Origin of the sequence: Ensifer sp. Root1252, from assembly GCF_001425885.1 — a bacterium.
Classification (GTDB): Bacteria; Pseudomonadota; Alphaproteobacteria; order Rhizobiales; family Rhizobiaceae; genus Ensifer; species Ensifer canadensis.
On sequence record NZ_LMDT01000058.1, the window covers coordinates 129,265 to 145,863 of the forward strand.

Below are 16,599 nucleotides of genomic sequence, written 5' to 3' on the forward strand. Positions count from 1 at the left end.
TGCAGGGGGGTGGTCATATGTGCTTGTCTATCAGTTAAGCGCAGGCAACTAGGCTTGCGCGGACAGCGTGAAGCCGAAACAGGAATGCAAGAAGACAATTTTCGAGTGCGGTTCTGGGGCGTAAGAGGGAGTTTGCCGGTATCCGGCGAGCAGTTCCTGCGCTATGGGGGGAATACATCCTGCATCGAAATTCGATGCGGCAAGGAAGTGTTGCTCTTCGATGCAGGATCAGGATTACGCGAAGCGGGCGCCTCTTTGATTGCCGAAGGCGTCGATAATTACGACCTCTTCTTTACGCACAGCCACTACGACCACATCATCGGCCTTCCGTATTTCAAGCCAATCTACAAGTGTCAGTCGTCGGTGCGGTTCTGGTCGGGGCATCTGCACGGCTTGATGACGACCAAGGAAATGATCCGCGATTTCATGCGGCCGCCATGGTTCCCCGTCGATCCGGATATCTGTCAGGCAAGCCTTGAAGGCGTCGACTTCAAGCCCGGAGACGTCCTGACCCCGCGCGAGGGCGTGACGATCCGCACGACGAGCCTTACCCATCCCGGCGGCTGCGTCGGCTATCGCGTCGAATGGAACGGCCGCGCAGTGGCGCTCGTCTACGACACCGAACACGAACCCGGCATCCTCGACCCGGCGGTCCTTGAGCTCATCGCCGCCGCCGAATTGGTGATCTACGACTGCACTTATCTCGAAAGCGAGATGACGCATTTTCGCGGTTTTGGTCATTCGACCGGGATGCATGGCGCGCGCCTTGCGATGGCCGCCGGCGTCAAGCGCTTGGCAATGTTCCATCACGACCCCGCGCGAACAGACGCACAGCTGGACGCGATGGAAATCGACGTACAGTCCATGTTTGCCGGTGCGTTCGCTGCCCGTGACGGTCAGATCATCGATCTATGATGTCTTTCGCCTGACGCCACTGGCAACCGGGGTGCCCGGCCGTGACGGTGAAGAGCTTCTCGAGAAAATCCCAGACGGCCTCGTCGTGCACGAGGTGATGGGTCAAGAGACCGACCGTGCGGCCCGACTGATGCTCCTTGCCCTCTATGTCGCCGCTGACCTGCCGCGTGCGCGAGACAATATCGGCAATGATAATCCCGTGGTCCCGACATCCGCGCGTACCGCGCCAATCCATGACGTCAACATGAGTGTTGACCAGCGGGAAAGGCGACGGCTTCTCCGGTCCGAAAACCGAAAGGGCGGCAAATCCAGCCTCGGGCAGTCGTTGCAGCAGGGCCGGATCGATCCGGTTCCACGGCGGGACGAGCATCGGAATGAAATGTTCGGGAAAGAGCGTTTGCAGGCGCTCGACGCCGCATCGCAATTCATCGAGGATCATGACGTGCGGCCGATGGGCACCGAGTTCCTGCTTTTTCTCGCCAGGCGGCGCGTGATTGCGGTGTGCCCAGCCATGCACCGTCACGCAGACATCGGCAAGGCCCGCGAGACGCCGCGCCAGCGCTTCGGTCGCCGGCGCAGGCGGCACGGCGAGCGTCACCGGCACCGCATGGCTTGCCGCAAGCGATAGAAGCCGGTCGAGCGGAGCGCTCGGCTCGGTGGCATCGTCGTCCCTCAGCCAGAAGTCGACCTTTCGTCCCCGCACGTGTGCGCGATCGAGTTCATCGACGAGTAAGTGCCAGTCGGCATCAACGGTCACGCGGGCTCCTCCAGAAATCCTTCGAAAATCTCGCCCAATCGCCGTGCTGCGGCGGGGAAGGACCGCTCTTCGTGGACGAAACGTCGGGCATTTTCGCCAAACCGTTGGCGGGTCTCTGGGGTGTTGATCAGACAGCGGATCGCTGCCGCATAGGCATCGACGTCGCCCTCGGGTGTCAACAGCCCGGTCTCGCCATCCCGCACCACCTCGGGCACGCCCGCTGTGCGCTGCGCAACGACGGGCAGTCCGGCCGCCTGTGCCTCGAGATAGGCCAGCCCATAGGCTTCACCGCGGCCCGGCCAAAGATAAATCGCGCTTTCGCCGAGGATGCCCGGGATGTCGCTCGCATCTTTTTCGCCAAGCCAAATCAATCGGTCTGCCGGCAAAGCGGAAAAAACGTCGTGAACATCCTGCCGGCACGGCCCGTCACCCACAACGGTCATTGTCCACGGCCGATCGACAACCAGCGACAGGGATCTGGCAAGCATACGATAGCTCTCCATCTTGTCGCCGCTGCGCATCATCGCCACGGTGACGAGGCGACAACCATCCGCAGCACTGCGGAATGCCCGTGTAAACGGAGCCGTATCGATGAAGGGGGGAAGCATCGCCTGCCGGCAGGTGGGTGCTGCCTCGACCAGGCCATCGCGATCCCGCTGCGTCAGGCAAATATTGACCGCGGCCTGTTCAATGGCGCGCAGTACATGGCGTTGCGCAACGGCGCGCACGCCTTCATTGCGGCGGAATGAATAGGAGGCCTCGGCTGTGACGTAGGGAATGGAAAACTCGGCCGCAAGCCCTGGCCCGATCAGATCCGGCGCCTTGTAATAGGGGTGATAGCAAAACCAGACATCAGGTGGCGTTAGGGACTGCCAAAGCGTGCGAAGACGCGCCGTTTCGCTGGCCGCGGCTGCCGCCATCGACGCGAACTGTACCTCGCTGGCATCCGCCATGAAGCTGCGCAACTCGCTGGCAATCCACACTTCATGTCCCGCCTGCCGCAGCGCGTCGATCAACAGGCGCGCCATCAGCCGGTCACCGGATGGAACGTGGTGGCTGGGGGATTTCAGCGGTGCGTAGAAGGCGATTTTCATGCAGATCGAGCTATCGCGTCTTCGTTTGACACTGTCAACGGCAGCGGCAGTGCAAGCCGGCCTTCGGGCCGCACACGGACCTTAACCGGATCAATTGACAGGTATGTCGAAATAATCCCTTCGAACAAGCCTGAGCGAGCGATCCGGCTGGATAATGTATGTCTCTTTGACGAAGCTGCTGCCGCTCACAAAAGTATGCGGCACCATGCTGCCCACCGGCGCCTTCGTCAGCTTCGTCCTCGGCTGCCCGCCATAGGTGATGCTTCCCGGTATCGGCTCCAGATCCGGAGTGGTGCAGCCGGCCAGAGCAAGGCCCAACACTGCGAGCAGTACCAATGGCCCGCAGGGACGGAACGCGCGTCTCGATACAACCATCACCAAAACCTCCTTCGGGCCGGCCCCGGACGAGGCGCTCGTGACCCAGTATCCAACGCCTCAAAAACGATACGTCATGGTCGCCGCAACATTTCACACTCGCCCAAAAATGCCTTCATCCGATTGATTGAAGGCATCATTCAATAGGCCGGTCGGCGCCATCAGGTCCAGCTGGCTTTCGGGTCTCCGTCGTCAATAAGGGCGCGGGCCACTCAAGACGACGTGATGCAAATCTACTGCGCACTGGCATTGGCAGTGGCCGAGGATTTTATTGTGGTGGCTTCCTGAGCCTGCTCCGCCAGCAACCCGTAGGCAACGTAGTATTTGTAGATATTGCTGACATATTGAACCGTCTCGCGCCCAACGATCGCGGCCGCGGCATTTTCGACATTGCCGAACCACAAATTCGGATCGAGGCCCATGTCCTTTGCCTTTGCACGGAACTTGTGCAAATTGCCGGGGCCGGCGTTATAGGCCGCGAAGGCGAAGAGCATGCGGTTGCGCGGCGTGACCGCCGGGTCATCAATATAGGTATCGATCAGGTGCCTCAGATACTTCGATCCGGCCTCGACATTCAGGTTCTGGTCCTTGTCGATGCCATGGATGCCGACGGCCTTGTCGGCGGCGGTGGACGGCAGAAGCTGCATGATGCCGACTGCACCGCGCGGGCTGCGCCGGGACTGTTCAAGCTGCGATTCCTGATAGCCTTGCGCCATCAGCATCAGATAGTCGAAGGAATAGGTACCGCCGTGCTTGCGGAAAATCTCGACCAGTTGCTGGAAGCGCTCCATGTCCTCAGGCGCATAGGCACGCTTCAGCATCTTGTCGCTCTTGTAGTAGGTGTTCTTCAGGATGTTGCCGAAGGTGGTGCCGACCCGGTGGGTCTTGACGAAGGCGTCGAGCGCGGTCTTGAGCTGAGGGTTCTCCTTGCGGATCGCCCAGGCAACCTGCCCGTGATCAGATACGACGATATCGTCACGCATCTTGATATCCGTGAACACCGTAGCCCAAATGCTGCCTTTGTATCTGTCGACCACCGCCCAGGGCAAAAGACCGGCATTCACCATCTCGAGAATGTCCTCGTCCTCGAGATTGTCGTCCATCTCCTTGATCGTGATCGGCGCGCGCCCAGCCTTGACGAAACCGTCGCTCAGCGCGACCAGATGCTCGTGGTAGCTGCTGGACGTGCGAACACGGACTTCCCGGCCGCTTAGATCGTCCAGGTTGGCGATCGCCGGCGCCGACGGCCCCGTAACCAGCACTTCCTTGGCCTCGTTGAACAACGGATCGGTGAAGTCGACCTTGGCCAGCCGCGCCTCGGTGATCGTGAGGTTTCCCATGACGATGTCGCCAAGGCCCTCCTCAAGCGCCGTCAGCAGGCGCCCACGTGCCATCGGCACGAATGCGACCCTTATCTTTTCGATCTCCTTTTTTCGCCCGGCGTTCAGCTCTTTTTCGAGCGCCGTTCCGAACTCGACTGCTGTGCCGAGCTGCCGACCGCGATCGATAAAGTAGATTGTCTTGCTGAAGGGCACGATGATCCGCACCAGCCGCCGCTTCTCCATGACGTCGAGATCACCCATATGCGGGGCGATGATCGGCTGGAATGTACTTTCGTCCGATTGAGCCCATAGATGTCCGGTCCCCGCCACGGCGAAGAACAGCAGAAACAATGCGAGGCGTCTCATTTATGGCCTCCCCAGCCAGAGAAAACCCTATTCCGGTGGTGCACCCTCGGCGAGCGCTGCCGCTGCATTCTTCTTGGCGATCGCATCGCGCGTCGCGGCTGCCGCAGCCGCGTTCTGTTCGTCGCCGGCCACGTGCATTGTCGGCGAAGCGAAGGAGATGCCGTTCTTGTCAAAGGCCTCCTTGATCATCGCCTGTGCCCGGCGCCGGACCTGTGTCTGATGTCCCGGCTTGGTCGTCATCGCAAAACTCAAGGTGATGCCGTAGTCACCGAAGCTCTCGACGCCCTTCATCTTCACCGTCTCGATAATCGTCGGCCCCAATTCGGGATCATCGAGAAGCGCCGCGCCAATGCCCTTCACCACCTTCTTCACCTTGGCGATGTCGGCCTCGTAGGACACATTGATCATGAACTTGTCGATCACCCAGTCGCGACTCATGTTCTGAACAGCACCAAGAGACCCGAACGGCACGGTGAAGACCGGACCGCGATGATGCCGCAGCTTCACCGAGCGTATGCTGAAGGATTCCACCGTCCCCTTGTAGCTGCCGCTTTGAATGTACTCGCCAATGCGGAAGGCGTCATCCATCATGTAGAAGATCCCGCTGATCACATCCTTGACCAGGGTTTGCGAACCAAAACCGATGGCGACGCCAAAAACGCCGGCACCGGCAATCAGCGGGCCGATCTGAACGCCAAGGCCGGAAAGCACCATCAGCAGCGCCACCACGAGGATGAAGGCCGCAAGGAAATTACGCAGGATCGGCATCAGCGTCAGCAAGCGGGTGTTGCGTGCACGTTCGGAGGGGTCAGTCGTTTGGACGGTAGCGTGCTTGACGCGAAGGCTGATCAGGCTCTTCGTCAACTGCCATATCAAGTCAGCCGCGAGCAGAATGACGACACCGGCAAGCACACCACGGAAAATCCGATTGAAAACGTCGTCCTGGACCATCATCGCTGCGTTGACGCGGAAGACAAGCGCGAGCCATCCGGCCGCCAAGGCAATGATCGCCAATCTGGCGCCGCGTTCGATCAGCACATTGCGCATGACGCGCATATCGTCGTCCGCCGATACATCCAGCATCGTGCGGGCAAAGGCACTGGTGAAGCGCAGGAGCGGTGGCAAGCCGATGATGTAAAGGCCGATCCAGAACAGAACCCTCATGTCGGCCACCCACAGCACCCAAAGCAGCACCAGGAAGGAGACCAGCAGAATGTTGCCGACAACACGGCGCGATCCTGTGGTTGCGGCTGGTCTCCTCAGCACGGTGAGGATTGCAAGTGCAAGCACGATAAGACCGAGCGCGGCCGCCACAAGGTTGCGAACGTCGGGGGCGACAGAAAGGGCCTGCATGGCGTCGCCGATACCCCAGATGGCGGCGGCGGCACAAATGATTGCCACTGACGAGCGGTACCAAAAATGCGCATCCTCAGCCGTCAGCGAGAGATAGCCGGCTCGACCGGATGGATCGGTCGCATCGACCGCTCCACCAGACATTACTGCGGCCCCATTGGTGATCAGCAAGCGGGCTCCGATCCAGGCAACCAGGAGCGGCGCGATGGTTTCTTCAAGCCGCGATGGCCACTCAGCGACGGCGAGCACGGCGGTCGTGGCAATAGCGAACACCAGGAGCGGCAGCACCTTGACCAGAATCGTGCGCGCCGCCCCGGTCAAGGCCGCCGAACGCAACGTCCGCCTCAAAAAATAGCGTAGCGCGTATTCGGCGCCGTACCCGACCAGCAAGATCAAGAGGAATCCCTTGAGGATCGGGGCGGAGCCATGGTTTTCCATGTCTCCAGCGAGGCGGCTGCGCGCCGCGTCGAATTCGGGGCCAATGCGCGGCACCGCGTTGGTAATACCGGTCAGATGGTGGCGGATCTCAGCCGTCCAGCGGGCCGCAAATCCGGGCTCCGGCTTGGCATCGGTCGATGTCGTTGCCGCCGGCGCGGTCGCACCGGGCGCCGCCGGCTGCTTGGTGGCCAACCATTGCCGCACTTCCGGATCATCGAGCAGCTCGATCAGTTGCTGAACCTTGGCCGGCTCCGCGCCGGGCGTGGCGGTTTGGTTCTGCGCCTGGCTTGCGGACGCAAGTCCTAGGAACACCATCAAGAAAGCGAGAACGCGGGCCATCGGCCCCCAGAATCCACGCAACGAACTGACACCGACCATGCTGACCATACCCCCAACGACCGGCGAGAGCCGATCGATTCCTGTTCTCATTTGCGCAAACGCTAACACAGTCCCCGACGTTTATACCAACTTCCGTTTTCGGTGCACATTTCTGCGGTCAACGGCGCCGGAAACCACCACCACCGCCACCGTGGAAGCCACCACCTCCGTGAAAACCACCGCCGCCGGAGAATCCGCCTCCGCCATGGAAGCCGCCGCCACCAAATCCGCCGCCGCCACCGCCAAATCCGCCGGGGCGATCGAACCCGCCCCCTCCGAAGCCGCCGCCGCTCGGGAAATTCAGCGGCCGCTGGTCGAAGGACTGATGTTCGAATGAACGCTGATTGCCGATCTGGCGACCCGCGCGGTCGATTGCCAGATGGTCGGGTGCACGGTCACCAATCGCGCTGCCGTCGCCGACCTGACCGCGATTGTCTATGCGCTTGTTCAGGTTCTGCGTCGCATCCGGGTGCTGGGTCGCGAACTGCTGGCCGGCTTTCTTCGCATCCTGAATCGATGGCTTTTGAACCGGTTGCCATCCGTCGGGCGTATGCTTCTGCCATTGGCCATCGTCGCGGCGATAGACATTGCCGTCGCGTCCGGCATAGACGTCGCCGCCCTTGCCGCCTGCGACAAATCCGTGGTTGCCATCGGACGTGCGCCAATGCGCACCGGCGCCGCCAGCGGTCGACCCGCCGCTGATACGGGCGAAGTCCGAGCCATGCTTGACGGCGGCCGTCCCCCAGCTGCCGTAAACATTGTTCCCGCCGCGCGCGATTGCAGCGTTGCCGGTACGGGGATTATAGGCTGCGACAAAGCCGCGTTCACCCGCAGGTCCATAGCCTGCCGCTCCACGGATATATGTGCCAGTGCGTGGATTGTAGGCAGCGCCGGCAGCGATGCCGCGATAGGGGCCATAGGCGTAGCCGTAACGACCGAATGTGCCTACCGCCGGATTGTAGAATGCGCCGACGCCATAGGTTACCGGGCGCGGATAATAGGGCCAATAGCCGCCACCGGCCCAACCGTAGTCCCAGTAGTCGTCATAGTACCAGCCGGTGCCGTAGACGAACGTGTCCCAGGCAAGATACGCGCCGAGATACCCCATGGTATATCCGAACCAAACTGCGTCCGGCTCGGTCTCGTAGATCCGGACATAGGTGGCATTGTAGACAGGCGACGACGGCGGGATCGTGTAGACTTCGTCCGGAACGGCCTTCGCAACGGTGAACGGCCCGGTCGGCGTATCGCCGACAAACCACACTCCATCCTTCAGCACGAAATACTTGTCGGCAACCTTGATGACCGTCTCATTGGTGTTGACGGCGTAGGTGAGCGACGTTCCGTCGATTTTCTCGAATTTCGGGTCTCCGCTATAGGCGACGTCAACCTTGACCGAGCCGTCCAACGAAACGCGAGCCTTTTCGGGGATGCTCGCCTTCAGTCGCGCTTCCGCATTCTCCGAGGTGCCGGGAACCGAAGAGCGGACCGTATAATAGGAGGCATCCTCCGGAATATTCTGGAAATCCTGTGGAAGGTTGGGCGTGGCGAAGGTCCAGGGACCATCAAGCGACGCGGCGGAGAACCAGCGGCCGGAAACGAGAACGTACCAGTTCGAATCCGCGGGCAGATAGAAGACATCGCTCTCGGTGTTCGTCGCAATCTTCAGGCCGGTCCCGGGCACCGCCTCGAGCTTCGGTTCACCGTTGAAGACGAGCAATTCTGACGGCTTGTCGGAATAGATGACCTTTGGCGTCACGCCCTCACCGGTGGCAAGCGGGATTGCCGCCCTGGCGTCCTTCCAGTTGTCATCATCCGGCAACTTGCCGAAGATATCCGGCAGCGACGTTGCGGCCTGCCAGCCGCTCGACAGGTCTTTCGACTGCAGCCACGCCTTTTCGTTGCGAAGATAGTAGGTGCTGTCGGCGTCGAGTTTGAACAGGTCCCAATTGGTATTGACGGCGAAGGAAAGACTCTGGACGCCCTTGACCGGCGCAAACACAGCCTTGCCGTCGGTCTGGACAAGCACCGCCGGCTCCTTGCTGACATAGATCGGCGGTGGATCTGCTTTCAGCCCTTCGACATTGCCGAGCCGCTCATAGTCGGCAAGGCTCGCGGTCAGCTTGTCCTCCGACAGCGTTATCGTGCCTACAGGCATCATCTTGCCGACTTCCAGTGCCAGGTCGGCGAGTTCCGGACGATCGAGAACCGAGAAGTTGATCTCGTTGACCTTGATATCGGAGACGACGACCTCGTCCGAGCCACTGTCCGTCACGGTCTTGCCGGTGACGCCGATGACGCCGAAAATCGGCTTGGCATCGTCGGACTGCTTGTATTCGGCGGCGATCAGGGCGTCGAGATCGACGAAATTCTTCCAGGCGTTCACCTGTGGCTGATAGAGTGTGATCGTCGCTCCCTTGTCGGTCTTGTAGGCGCGTGGCCAGCCAAGGGCTTTCGGATCGGCAGCGTTCAGATACTTGCCGCTGATGAAACCGTCCTTCCCCTCAAAGCTGACGGCGCACCAGGTGCCGGAATCGTCACATTCCTTGACGTCGACCTGTCCGCCCTCGTCTATCTTCCCCATGCTGTCGAAGCCGGTGCCGGGGCCTGCCCGAAAATTGACCGATGCCGTCGTCGTGGCCGGACCAGCCAACGCCGGCGCAGCGGCTATGGAAAGTAGCGTCAAGGTCAAGGTTATTCCGCGCATCTCGCATCTCCGACGTTGCCGAAATGGACTTCGTTGCAGGCGGGCATGGCCCACATTGCTCAACAGCAACCCGCTGCCCCGGCCGGGCGCAAGTACGTAACAGTAACAACGGCCGTAACGCCTGCCATCCAATGGGGAATGAGTCGTGCCATACAGCGCAATTATCCGTGTTTTGGCGCGTAGTGATTGCATCGAGTCATTTATTCGAGCAAACTCATATGTATGATTTGGTCACGCCTACATGCGGAGGAAACACACGTGAACACAAAAGCACCCAGCCAGATTGATGTCTTTGTCGGTTCCCGCGTCAGGATGCGTCGGTTGATGGCCGGGTTGAGCCAGGAAAAGCTCGCAGACGGCCTCGGAATTACGTTCCAGCAGGTCCAGAAGTACGAAAAGGGCACGAATCGCATCGGTGCCAGCCGGCTGCAAGCCATCGCCGACGTTCTCGGCGTTAATCCGAGCTTCTTCTTCCAGGAAGGCGAAGAGGGTGCATCCCCGAGGGCAGGCCTCGGCGATGTCCGCGAGCCGAACGAGATCTCGTCCTTCGTCTCGTCAAAGGAGGGCATTGCGCTCAATCGGGCCTTCCTGAAGATTACCGATCCGGTCCTGCGCAAGAAAATCATCTCGCTGGTGGCTGCCGTCGCACAGACACCCGAGGCGGAAACAGTCGCAGCCCACGGCAGCACTGCGCCCGCCCCAGACCTGCATGGATAGCCGCCACAGGTTGCCGATGAGATAGCCAGATGAAATTTAGATTGCAGACCCTCGGGCGATTACGTCTCGTTGACGAAGACGACTGCGATGTCGCTTTCCCTGAGAAGGGTCTGCTCATTCTCGCTCAGGCGATTGCCGGCGGCCATCGCGAGCAATCCCGAAACGATGTCGCCAAGCTCTTGTGGAACGAAGTCGTTCCGAGCCAGGCCTTGGTCAATCTGCGCAAGACAATCTCCCGCATCACGTCGCGTCAGGAAGAACTCGGCCACACGTTCCTCAGTTTTTCGCCATCGACTGTTCGGATGCAGCCGGATTCGATTGCGAGCGACCTCGACGACATCGGCCGGAACGCCGAGCAGGACGCGCTATCGCGCTTCCAATGGGCCGGGGAGAAATTCCGTGACGATTTTCTCAAGGATTTGAAGTCGCAGGGCCGAGCGCTTCACGACTGGATCGAGCAACGGCGCGCCGATCACGCAGCCCTGCTGCGCGAGTGCCTGATCAATGCGGCCGAGATTGCGACCGGCCCGGATCGAAAGCTCGTCAGGTCCGCTGCCGTCAAGCTTCTAGAGAAGAACCCCGACGACGACGAGGTTCGCAAAATCCTCAAGACCGTCCTGACGCTGGAGGGCCGGCACTATGACACACGCCTTCTTTCGGGCGGCGGACTGGTGGCCGCAACCGCCAAGGCGGCACCACCGTCTAGCTTGACCAACACTCAGCTGCTGGAGACCATGGGCGAAACCCGTCCGCCGCGTGTGGTACTGCTGCCGCCGGGTGCCGGCAATGCCGACGCTGCTGCCACGCTGTTTGCTCACTCCCTGATCGAGGACGTGACCATCGGACTTTGCGCGCTCCGCTCGGTTTCGGTGATAGCGCCCTACACGGCAGCGCAGATCAGCCTGCAGGCGGACAAGGCCAGCACCTACGAACAACACGCCATCAGCTATATCCTTGATACGCGCCTGACGAACGAAGGCAGCCGACAGACACTGTTCACGCAGCTGATCTTCTTTGCCAACGACGAAGTGATCTGGGCCGATCGTTTTACACTCGATGACGATGGCTTGATGAGGTCACGCCAGGAGATTGCGCGACAGATCGCGTTTGCCATTGCCAGCCAGGTCGAGCGCAACGAGACCATGCGCAAGACCTATGAAAGCAACGGCAGTTCCTATCGCAGCTACCTGCTCGGCCAGCGTTATCTCAAGCAACTCAACCTGCCCGAGGTCCGTCGCGCCCGGAAGAGCTTCCGCGAGGCGCTCAGCCAGAATGCGGATCTGGCTCCGGCGATGAGTGGACTTGCGCGAAGCTATTTCGTTGAGTGGCTTTTGACCGCCCGCGGCGACAGCGAACTTCTGGCGCTTGCCGAACAGCACGCCCGTGATGCGATCGCCATCGACGATACGCTTGCGGCGGGCTACCGTGAGCTCGGTGTCGTCAAACTCTACAGCCGGCAATTCGACGAAAGCATCGAATTCCATGAGAGGGCCGAAGCGCTCAGCCCGCAGCATGCCAATGTGATTGCCAGCTACGCCGATACGCTTGTACAGGCCTCGCGCCCGGATGGCGGCCTGCGCAAGATCGAAGCGGCGATCAATCTCAACCCGATGGCTCCGGACGAATATTTCTGGACCGCCGCCGGCGCCTGCTACTCACTTTCGCAATATGATCAAGCACTTGACTATATCGAGCGCATGCGCGATCCCACCCCGGCCGATCGTCTCGCCGCGGCGAGTTGGGGTATGCTCGGCAATCGCAAGAAGGCAGGACAATACGTGCGCAAGACGTTTGAGGTCCACCCGGACTTCAACCTGGACAAATGGATTGCGATCGTTCCGTTCCGCGAGGAATGGCAGCGAACCCATTACTGCGAAGGCCTGCGCAAGGCCGGATTCTAAGTATCATCACCACATGAGGGACAAGGGGAAAGATGATGACGACGACTCAGGTAGTTGTATTTGGCGTTGAGGGCGACGATGGCCTGTGGCTGGCCGATCTCGGGACGGGAACTGTCTCACGCATTGTAGATCCGCTCACGGGCGCCCTGGCTTCGGCCAATGAGCACAGAAATGCCGGCGCCACGGTGGTCAAGGGTGTCAACTTGGCCGTGCGTGCCAACTCCGCGGGCTCCGTGTCCGGCGGGTTCATGGACGGCTAAGTCTCGGCGCGCTTGCGCATGGCTTCGGACACACATTCAGATCGGGCGAGCGAAAGCCGCCCGATTTCGGACAATCCTTACATTGCAGATCATTACTCCGACCGTGTCTGCGCGCCCGAAGAGACCTTCGCGCGCGTCGCTCCTCTGTTGCCCTCATTCGGCATCAGCAGGCTTGCCCGTCTGACCGGGCTCGATAGCATCGGCATACCCGTCTGGAACGCCGTTTCGCCGAATGCGAGGTCGATCGTCATCAACCAGGGCAAAGGCATCACCGATATCGACGCGAAGGTATCGGCGGCGATGGAAGCGCTGGAGCGCGCGGTCGCCTGCAACCCATCAGCACCAACAACGCACGCGACGCGGCGTGCATTGCTGGAAAAGGGCGAAAGAGCGCTCACCCTTCCGGGCCTTGTAGCGGCCGGCGAAGCCGATCTTGACGATGACGAAGCAACGGCGTGGCTGCGCGGCTTCGACCTTCTCGATCAACAGGCGACCTTCGTTCCACTTCAGGCGGTACTGCTCGATCGCACGCTCGAGCGCTGTCGCTACTGGCAGTCGTCGGATGGGCTTGCCTCCGGCAACACCGAAAGCGAGGCGGTTCTGCACGGCCTGCTGGAGCGGATCGAACGCGATGCCGAGACCCTGTGGCGGCTGCTGTCCCTGACGGCGCGACTGCGCACCTGCATCGACGCCGATCTGCTCGACGATCCCATCATTAACGACATGACGCGCCGCATTGCGGCAGCGGGCCTGACGTTCCGCCTGTTCGACATGACCAGTGACATCGGCATCCCATGCCTGACCGCCGTTATCTCGGATGCGGGCGTTCTGGCGGCGAAAGAGCCGCGTTACCATGACGTCACCGTCGGGCATGGCGCCCATCCCGATCCGCGACGCGCCGCAATCCGCGCCATCACAGAGGCGGCGCAATCGCGTCTCACGTATATTAGTGGCGCACGCGACGATGTTTTTCCGGAAACCTTCACACGCAGGCTGCCGCGCGAGACGCAGCAACTGTTCGAGGCAGCGCCGGGCGCACGCAACCCCCTCGCCTCGGTCGCTGGCAACGGAGCCAACTCGCTGCTCAAGCACGTGCTCGAAGCGCTGAAGCACGCCGGTATCGGGACTGTCGTTGCGGTTCCACTACTCGCCGCGCCGCTACCGTTCTCCGTGATAAAAATCTTCGTACCGGAACTCGAAAATCCGGACGGAGCACGCAAGCGCCGTTTTGGCGCAAGGGCACTGTCGCGCGCGCTGGAGGTCGCATGAAGATCCTCTTTGCCGGCCCGACCTTGCCGGACGCGCAAGCGCTCATCGGCACCGACATCGTGTTGCGCCCGCCAGCCGTACAGGGCGACATCCTGCGCGCCACGCAGGACGGCGCCACTGTCATCGGGCTCGTCGACGGTCACTTCGAACAGGTCGCACCCGTGTGGCACAAGGAGATCCTGTTCGCGTTATCCGAAGGTGTGCGCATCTACGGCGCCGCCAGTATGGGCGCGCTTCGCGCCGCCGAATGCGCGACCTTCGGCATGATCGGCGTCGGCAGGATCTATCAGCAATATGCGACGGGCGAGCTTGAGGACGATGCCGATGTCGCCCTTCTCCATGGCCCGGCGGAACTGGGCTATCTGCCCTTGACCCTGCCGCTGGTCAATGTCGTGGCGACCCTTGAAGATTTGCGCGCACGCCAACAGATCGACGCGGCGTCTGCCGCGCAACTGCGGATGGCGTCCGCCGAGATCTTTTACAAGCACCGCAACTGGTCGGCGATCGTGGCGCGTGCCAACCTTCCACCCACCACGGATTTGAAACGGATAGAGGCGCTTCTCACAACCGGCTCGGTAGACCAAAAGCGCCTCGATGCCCTCGATCTGCTCGACATTATGCGCTCCGCCCCCGCCCAAAAGACGAAGGCCCCGGGAGGCTGGGCATTCAATTCTACAAGCCTTTGGAAGCGGTTGCTCAATCAACTTGTCGCTTCATCCTAAGAATGCAGATTTCCCATGCAACGTGTGTCACGCTGATGTCACGCGCATCAATAAAAAGTCACGCTATGATTTGTCATGTTGAAGCGGATCGGGCCGATCCGTAGGGAACTGGGGAAAATCATGCAATCTTCGATCGCCATGTCCTTTGAACCTGAAGACAAGGAGAAGGAGCTGCTCGCGCTGGCCCGCCTTGTCACCTACGCGCGCGATTCTTCGCGCACACTGAATGTCGAAGGTGTTCAATATTGCCTCGAGCTGGCGCTCGCCGCGCTGCTTAAGGAAGTCGAGGAATGCGGCGACAAGACCGCACTGCTGACCAACGAACTCATGAGCCGCGCCAGCCTCGGAAACTGCTGAGCAGACGAGGTCGACTTCAATTTCGCTGGTGGCACAGAAAAGGGCCCTGCTTCGCGCTCCCGCAAAGCAGGGCTTTTCATTTTAATCGGCCTGGCAATCCCACCAGAAGCGCGAAAAGTTCAGGTCCCAGCTCTGCATCGGGATATAGGCGTAACCCTGCAGGCATTTGCTTGCTGCATAACGCTGAGACTCCACCGTCAGGAATACATCGGCCTGTGCATCGGCGACCTTGCGCTGTATCTCCTTATAAAGATCGTTTTGCGTGGCGGGGTCCAGCGTCTCGCGTGACTTGTCAATCAGGGCGTCGATCTCAGGATCCTGCAGCCATTCCATCGAGGCCCAAGTGCCTTTCGCCTTGGAGTGATACTGCACATAGAAGACGCTGTCGGGTGACGGATAAGTCGGGCCGTAGAAGACCTGCGTGGTCGCCGGCGTCGTCTCGACCTTGGCCGCCAGTTCGGTGATGCGGTTCCACGGTTCCGGCTTGATGTCGAGTTCGATGCCGATCTGCTCCAGATTGGCCTGCATTAGCAGCGCCATATCTTCTTCGAAGGCCAAGCCCGTGACATAGGTATGGCTGAGCTTGATCGGCCCCTTGCCGGCATATTTCGACTTGGCGAGTTCTTCCTTCGCCTTCTCCAGGTTGTACTCCGGGGCAGGAAGGTCGTTGAGATAGGCGTCCTTGAACACGGATGCCAGCGGTCCGTTCATCGGTTCGCCGGGATGAATGACGTTGCGCACCGTTTCATAGTCGGTTGCGAGCGCAATCGCACGCCTGACGTGAATATCATCCGTCGGCGGCACCTTGGTGTTCATCTTGATGTAGAAGCCGGTTGCCGTCGTGCCGCGCAGGATCTTGTAGCCCGGCATCTTCTCGATCGCCTCGAAGGTCTCGTTTGCCTGGGCGCGCGCCGACATGCCGAGTTCGCCCTTGGCCGCGAGCGCCTTCACCGTTGCTTCGTCATGGGTGATGACGAAACGGATCTCGTCGATCGGCTTACCCTTGCTCCAGCCGCCGTGATAGCCCTCGTAGCGATTGACGACCATCTGCGAAGAACGCTGCCAGGATGAGAGCATGTAAGGCCCGGCGCCGGCCGGGTGATCGGCCAGATAGCCCGTCCCCCACTCTTCCTTGCTGTTTTCCCTGATCAGCTTTTCGTTGAGAACAAGGATCAGTGGCGTGTTGCTGATGAACGGCGCGTAGACTTTCTTCAGCCCGATCTCGACGGTCCGGTCGTCGACGACCTTCAGCTTGGCCGGGTCGACGATATCGGTGAAAAGGTAGGACGGGCCTTCGTTGATCGCCAGCAGGCGCTTGACGGTGTAGACGACATCGGAGGCCTTGACCGGCGAGCCATCCTGGAATGTCGCACCTTCCTTCAGCTTGAAGGTATAGGTCTTGTCGTCGTCTGAAACGCTCCAGCTTTCGGCAAGCTCCGGCACCACGGAGCCATCAGGGTTGACTGTCGTCAGGCCCGAATAGAGGTTCACGGCGGCCATGTATTCCGTGTAGTCGTTGATCTTGCCGGGATCGATGGTGCCGAATTCCTGCGTCGCATTAACGACGATCGACACCTTCTCCTGAGCCGCGGCCGGGGCGGTGAGTGCCGTTGTCTGCACCAGCCCCAGAAGCAGCCCTGTGATCAGTGTTCTCTTCATGTCTCAGTT

Annotated in this window: 14 protein-coding genes; 7 read left to right on the forward strand and 7 right to left on the reverse strand. The window is 60.6% G+C overall.

Going from position 1 to position 16,599, the window contains the following annotated elements; translation table 11 throughout:
• The first annotated feature begins 84 nt into the window (after positions 1 to 84).
• Positions 85 to 915: an MBL fold metallo-hydrolase gene (locus ASD02_RS35435; RefSeq protein ID WP_057218207.1), complete on the forward strand. Its 831-nt coding sequence runs from the start codon at positions 85 to 87 to the stop codon at positions 913 to 915.
• Here the strand turns inward: ASD02_RS35435 and ASD02_RS35440 are convergent.
• The 6 genes from ASD02_RS35440 to ASD02_RS35465 all read right to left on the reverse strand — a co-directional run bounded on the left by ASD02_RS35440 (position 902) and on the right by ASD02_RS35465 (position 9,705).
• The gene (locus tag ASD02_RS35440) at positions 902 to 1,672 is read right to left on the reverse strand and encodes a polysaccharide deacetylase family protein (protein ID WP_057220122.1); all 771 of its coding nucleotides are present in this window, start codon (positions 1,670 to 1,672) and stop codon (positions 902 to 904) included. The two genes, ASD02_RS35435 and ASD02_RS35440, sit on opposite strands and share 14 nt — an antisense overlap.
• Positions 1,669 to 2,766, reverse strand: coding sequence for a glycosyltransferase family 4 protein (locus ASD02_RS35445; protein WP_057218210.1), 1,098 nt, complete (start codon positions 2,764 to 2,766; stop codon positions 1,669 to 1,671). The genes ASD02_RS35440 and ASD02_RS35445 overlap by 4 nt, the downstream gene beginning before the upstream one ends.
• Before the next feature lie 90 nt (positions 2,767 to 2,856).
• Positions 2,857 to 3,141 (reverse strand): hypothetical protein, encoded by a 285-nt coding sequence (locus ASD02_RS35450; RefSeq protein WP_057218212.1) that lies wholly within the window; start codon positions 3,139 to 3,141, stop codon positions 2,857 to 2,859.
• 233 nt (positions 3,142 to 3,374) lie between these two features.
• On the reverse strand, positions 3,375 to 4,829 hold the full coding sequence (locus ASD02_RS35455) for a lytic transglycosylase F (RefSeq protein WP_057218214.1): 1,455 nt from the start codon (positions 4,827 to 4,829) through the stop codon (positions 3,375 to 3,377).
• A gap of 27 nt (positions 4,830 to 4,856) precedes the next feature.
• The gene (locus ASD02_RS35460) at positions 4,857 to 6,935 is read right to left on the reverse strand and encodes a mechanosensitive ion channel family protein (RefSeq protein ID WP_244494344.1); all 2,079 of its coding nucleotides are present in this window, start codon (positions 6,933 to 6,935) and stop codon (positions 4,857 to 4,859) included.
• A gap of 181 nt (positions 6,936 to 7,116) precedes the next feature.
• Entirely contained in the window at positions 7,117 to 9,705 is a 2,589-nt protein-coding gene (locus ASD02_RS35465) for an SH3 domain-containing protein (protein ID WP_057218216.1), read from the reverse strand.
• 258 nt (positions 9,706 to 9,963) lie between these two features.
• Here ASD02_RS35465 and ASD02_RS35470 point away from each other — a divergent pair, with 258 nt between their 5' ends.
• From ASD02_RS35470 to ASD02_RS35495, 6 genes are all read left to right on the forward strand, one after another.
• The gene (locus ASD02_RS35470; protein WP_025428516.1) at positions 9,964 to 10,422 is read left to right on the forward strand and encodes a helix-turn-helix transcriptional regulator; all 459 of its coding nucleotides are present in this window, start codon (positions 9,964 to 9,966) and stop codon (positions 10,420 to 10,422) included.
• A gap of 29 nt (positions 10,423 to 10,451) precedes the next feature.
• Complete coding sequence (locus tag ASD02_RS35475; protein ID WP_025428515.1) at positions 10,452 to 12,323, forward strand: hypothetical protein; 1,872 nt, start codon at positions 10,452 to 10,454, stop codon at positions 12,321 to 12,323.
• Between the two features lie 35 nt (positions 12,324 to 12,358).
• Positions 12,359 to 12,583: a hypothetical protein gene (locus tag ASD02_RS35480; RefSeq protein ID WP_057218219.1), complete on the forward strand. Its 225-nt coding sequence runs from the start codon at positions 12,359 to 12,361 to the stop codon at positions 12,581 to 12,583.
• 18 nt (positions 12,584 to 12,601) lie between these two features.
• Complete coding sequence (locus ASD02_RS35485; protein WP_082555718.1) at positions 12,602 to 13,852, forward strand: YcaO-like family protein; 1,251 nt, start codon at positions 12,602 to 12,604, stop codon at positions 13,850 to 13,852.
• Positions 13,849 to 14,574, forward strand: coding sequence for a TfuA-like protein (locus ASD02_RS35490; protein WP_057218221.1), 726 nt, complete (start codon positions 13,849 to 13,851; stop codon positions 14,572 to 14,574). The genes ASD02_RS35485 and ASD02_RS35490 overlap by 4 nt, the downstream gene beginning before the upstream one ends.
• A gap of 75 nt (positions 14,575 to 14,649) precedes the next feature.
• Positions 14,650 to 14,931 (forward strand): hypothetical protein, encoded by a 282-nt coding sequence (locus tag ASD02_RS35495; RefSeq protein WP_128090383.1) that lies wholly within the window; start codon positions 14,650 to 14,652, stop codon positions 14,929 to 14,931.
• Between the two features lie 81 nt (positions 14,932 to 15,012).
• Here ASD02_RS35495 and ASD02_RS35500 read toward each other — a convergent pair whose 3' ends face one another.
• Positions 15,013 to 16,590: an ABC transporter substrate-binding protein gene (locus ASD02_RS35500; RefSeq protein ID WP_057220123.1), complete on the reverse strand. Its 1,578-nt coding sequence runs from the start codon at positions 16,588 to 16,590 to the stop codon at positions 15,013 to 15,015.
• Positions 16,591 to 16,599: the final 9 nt, after the last annotated feature.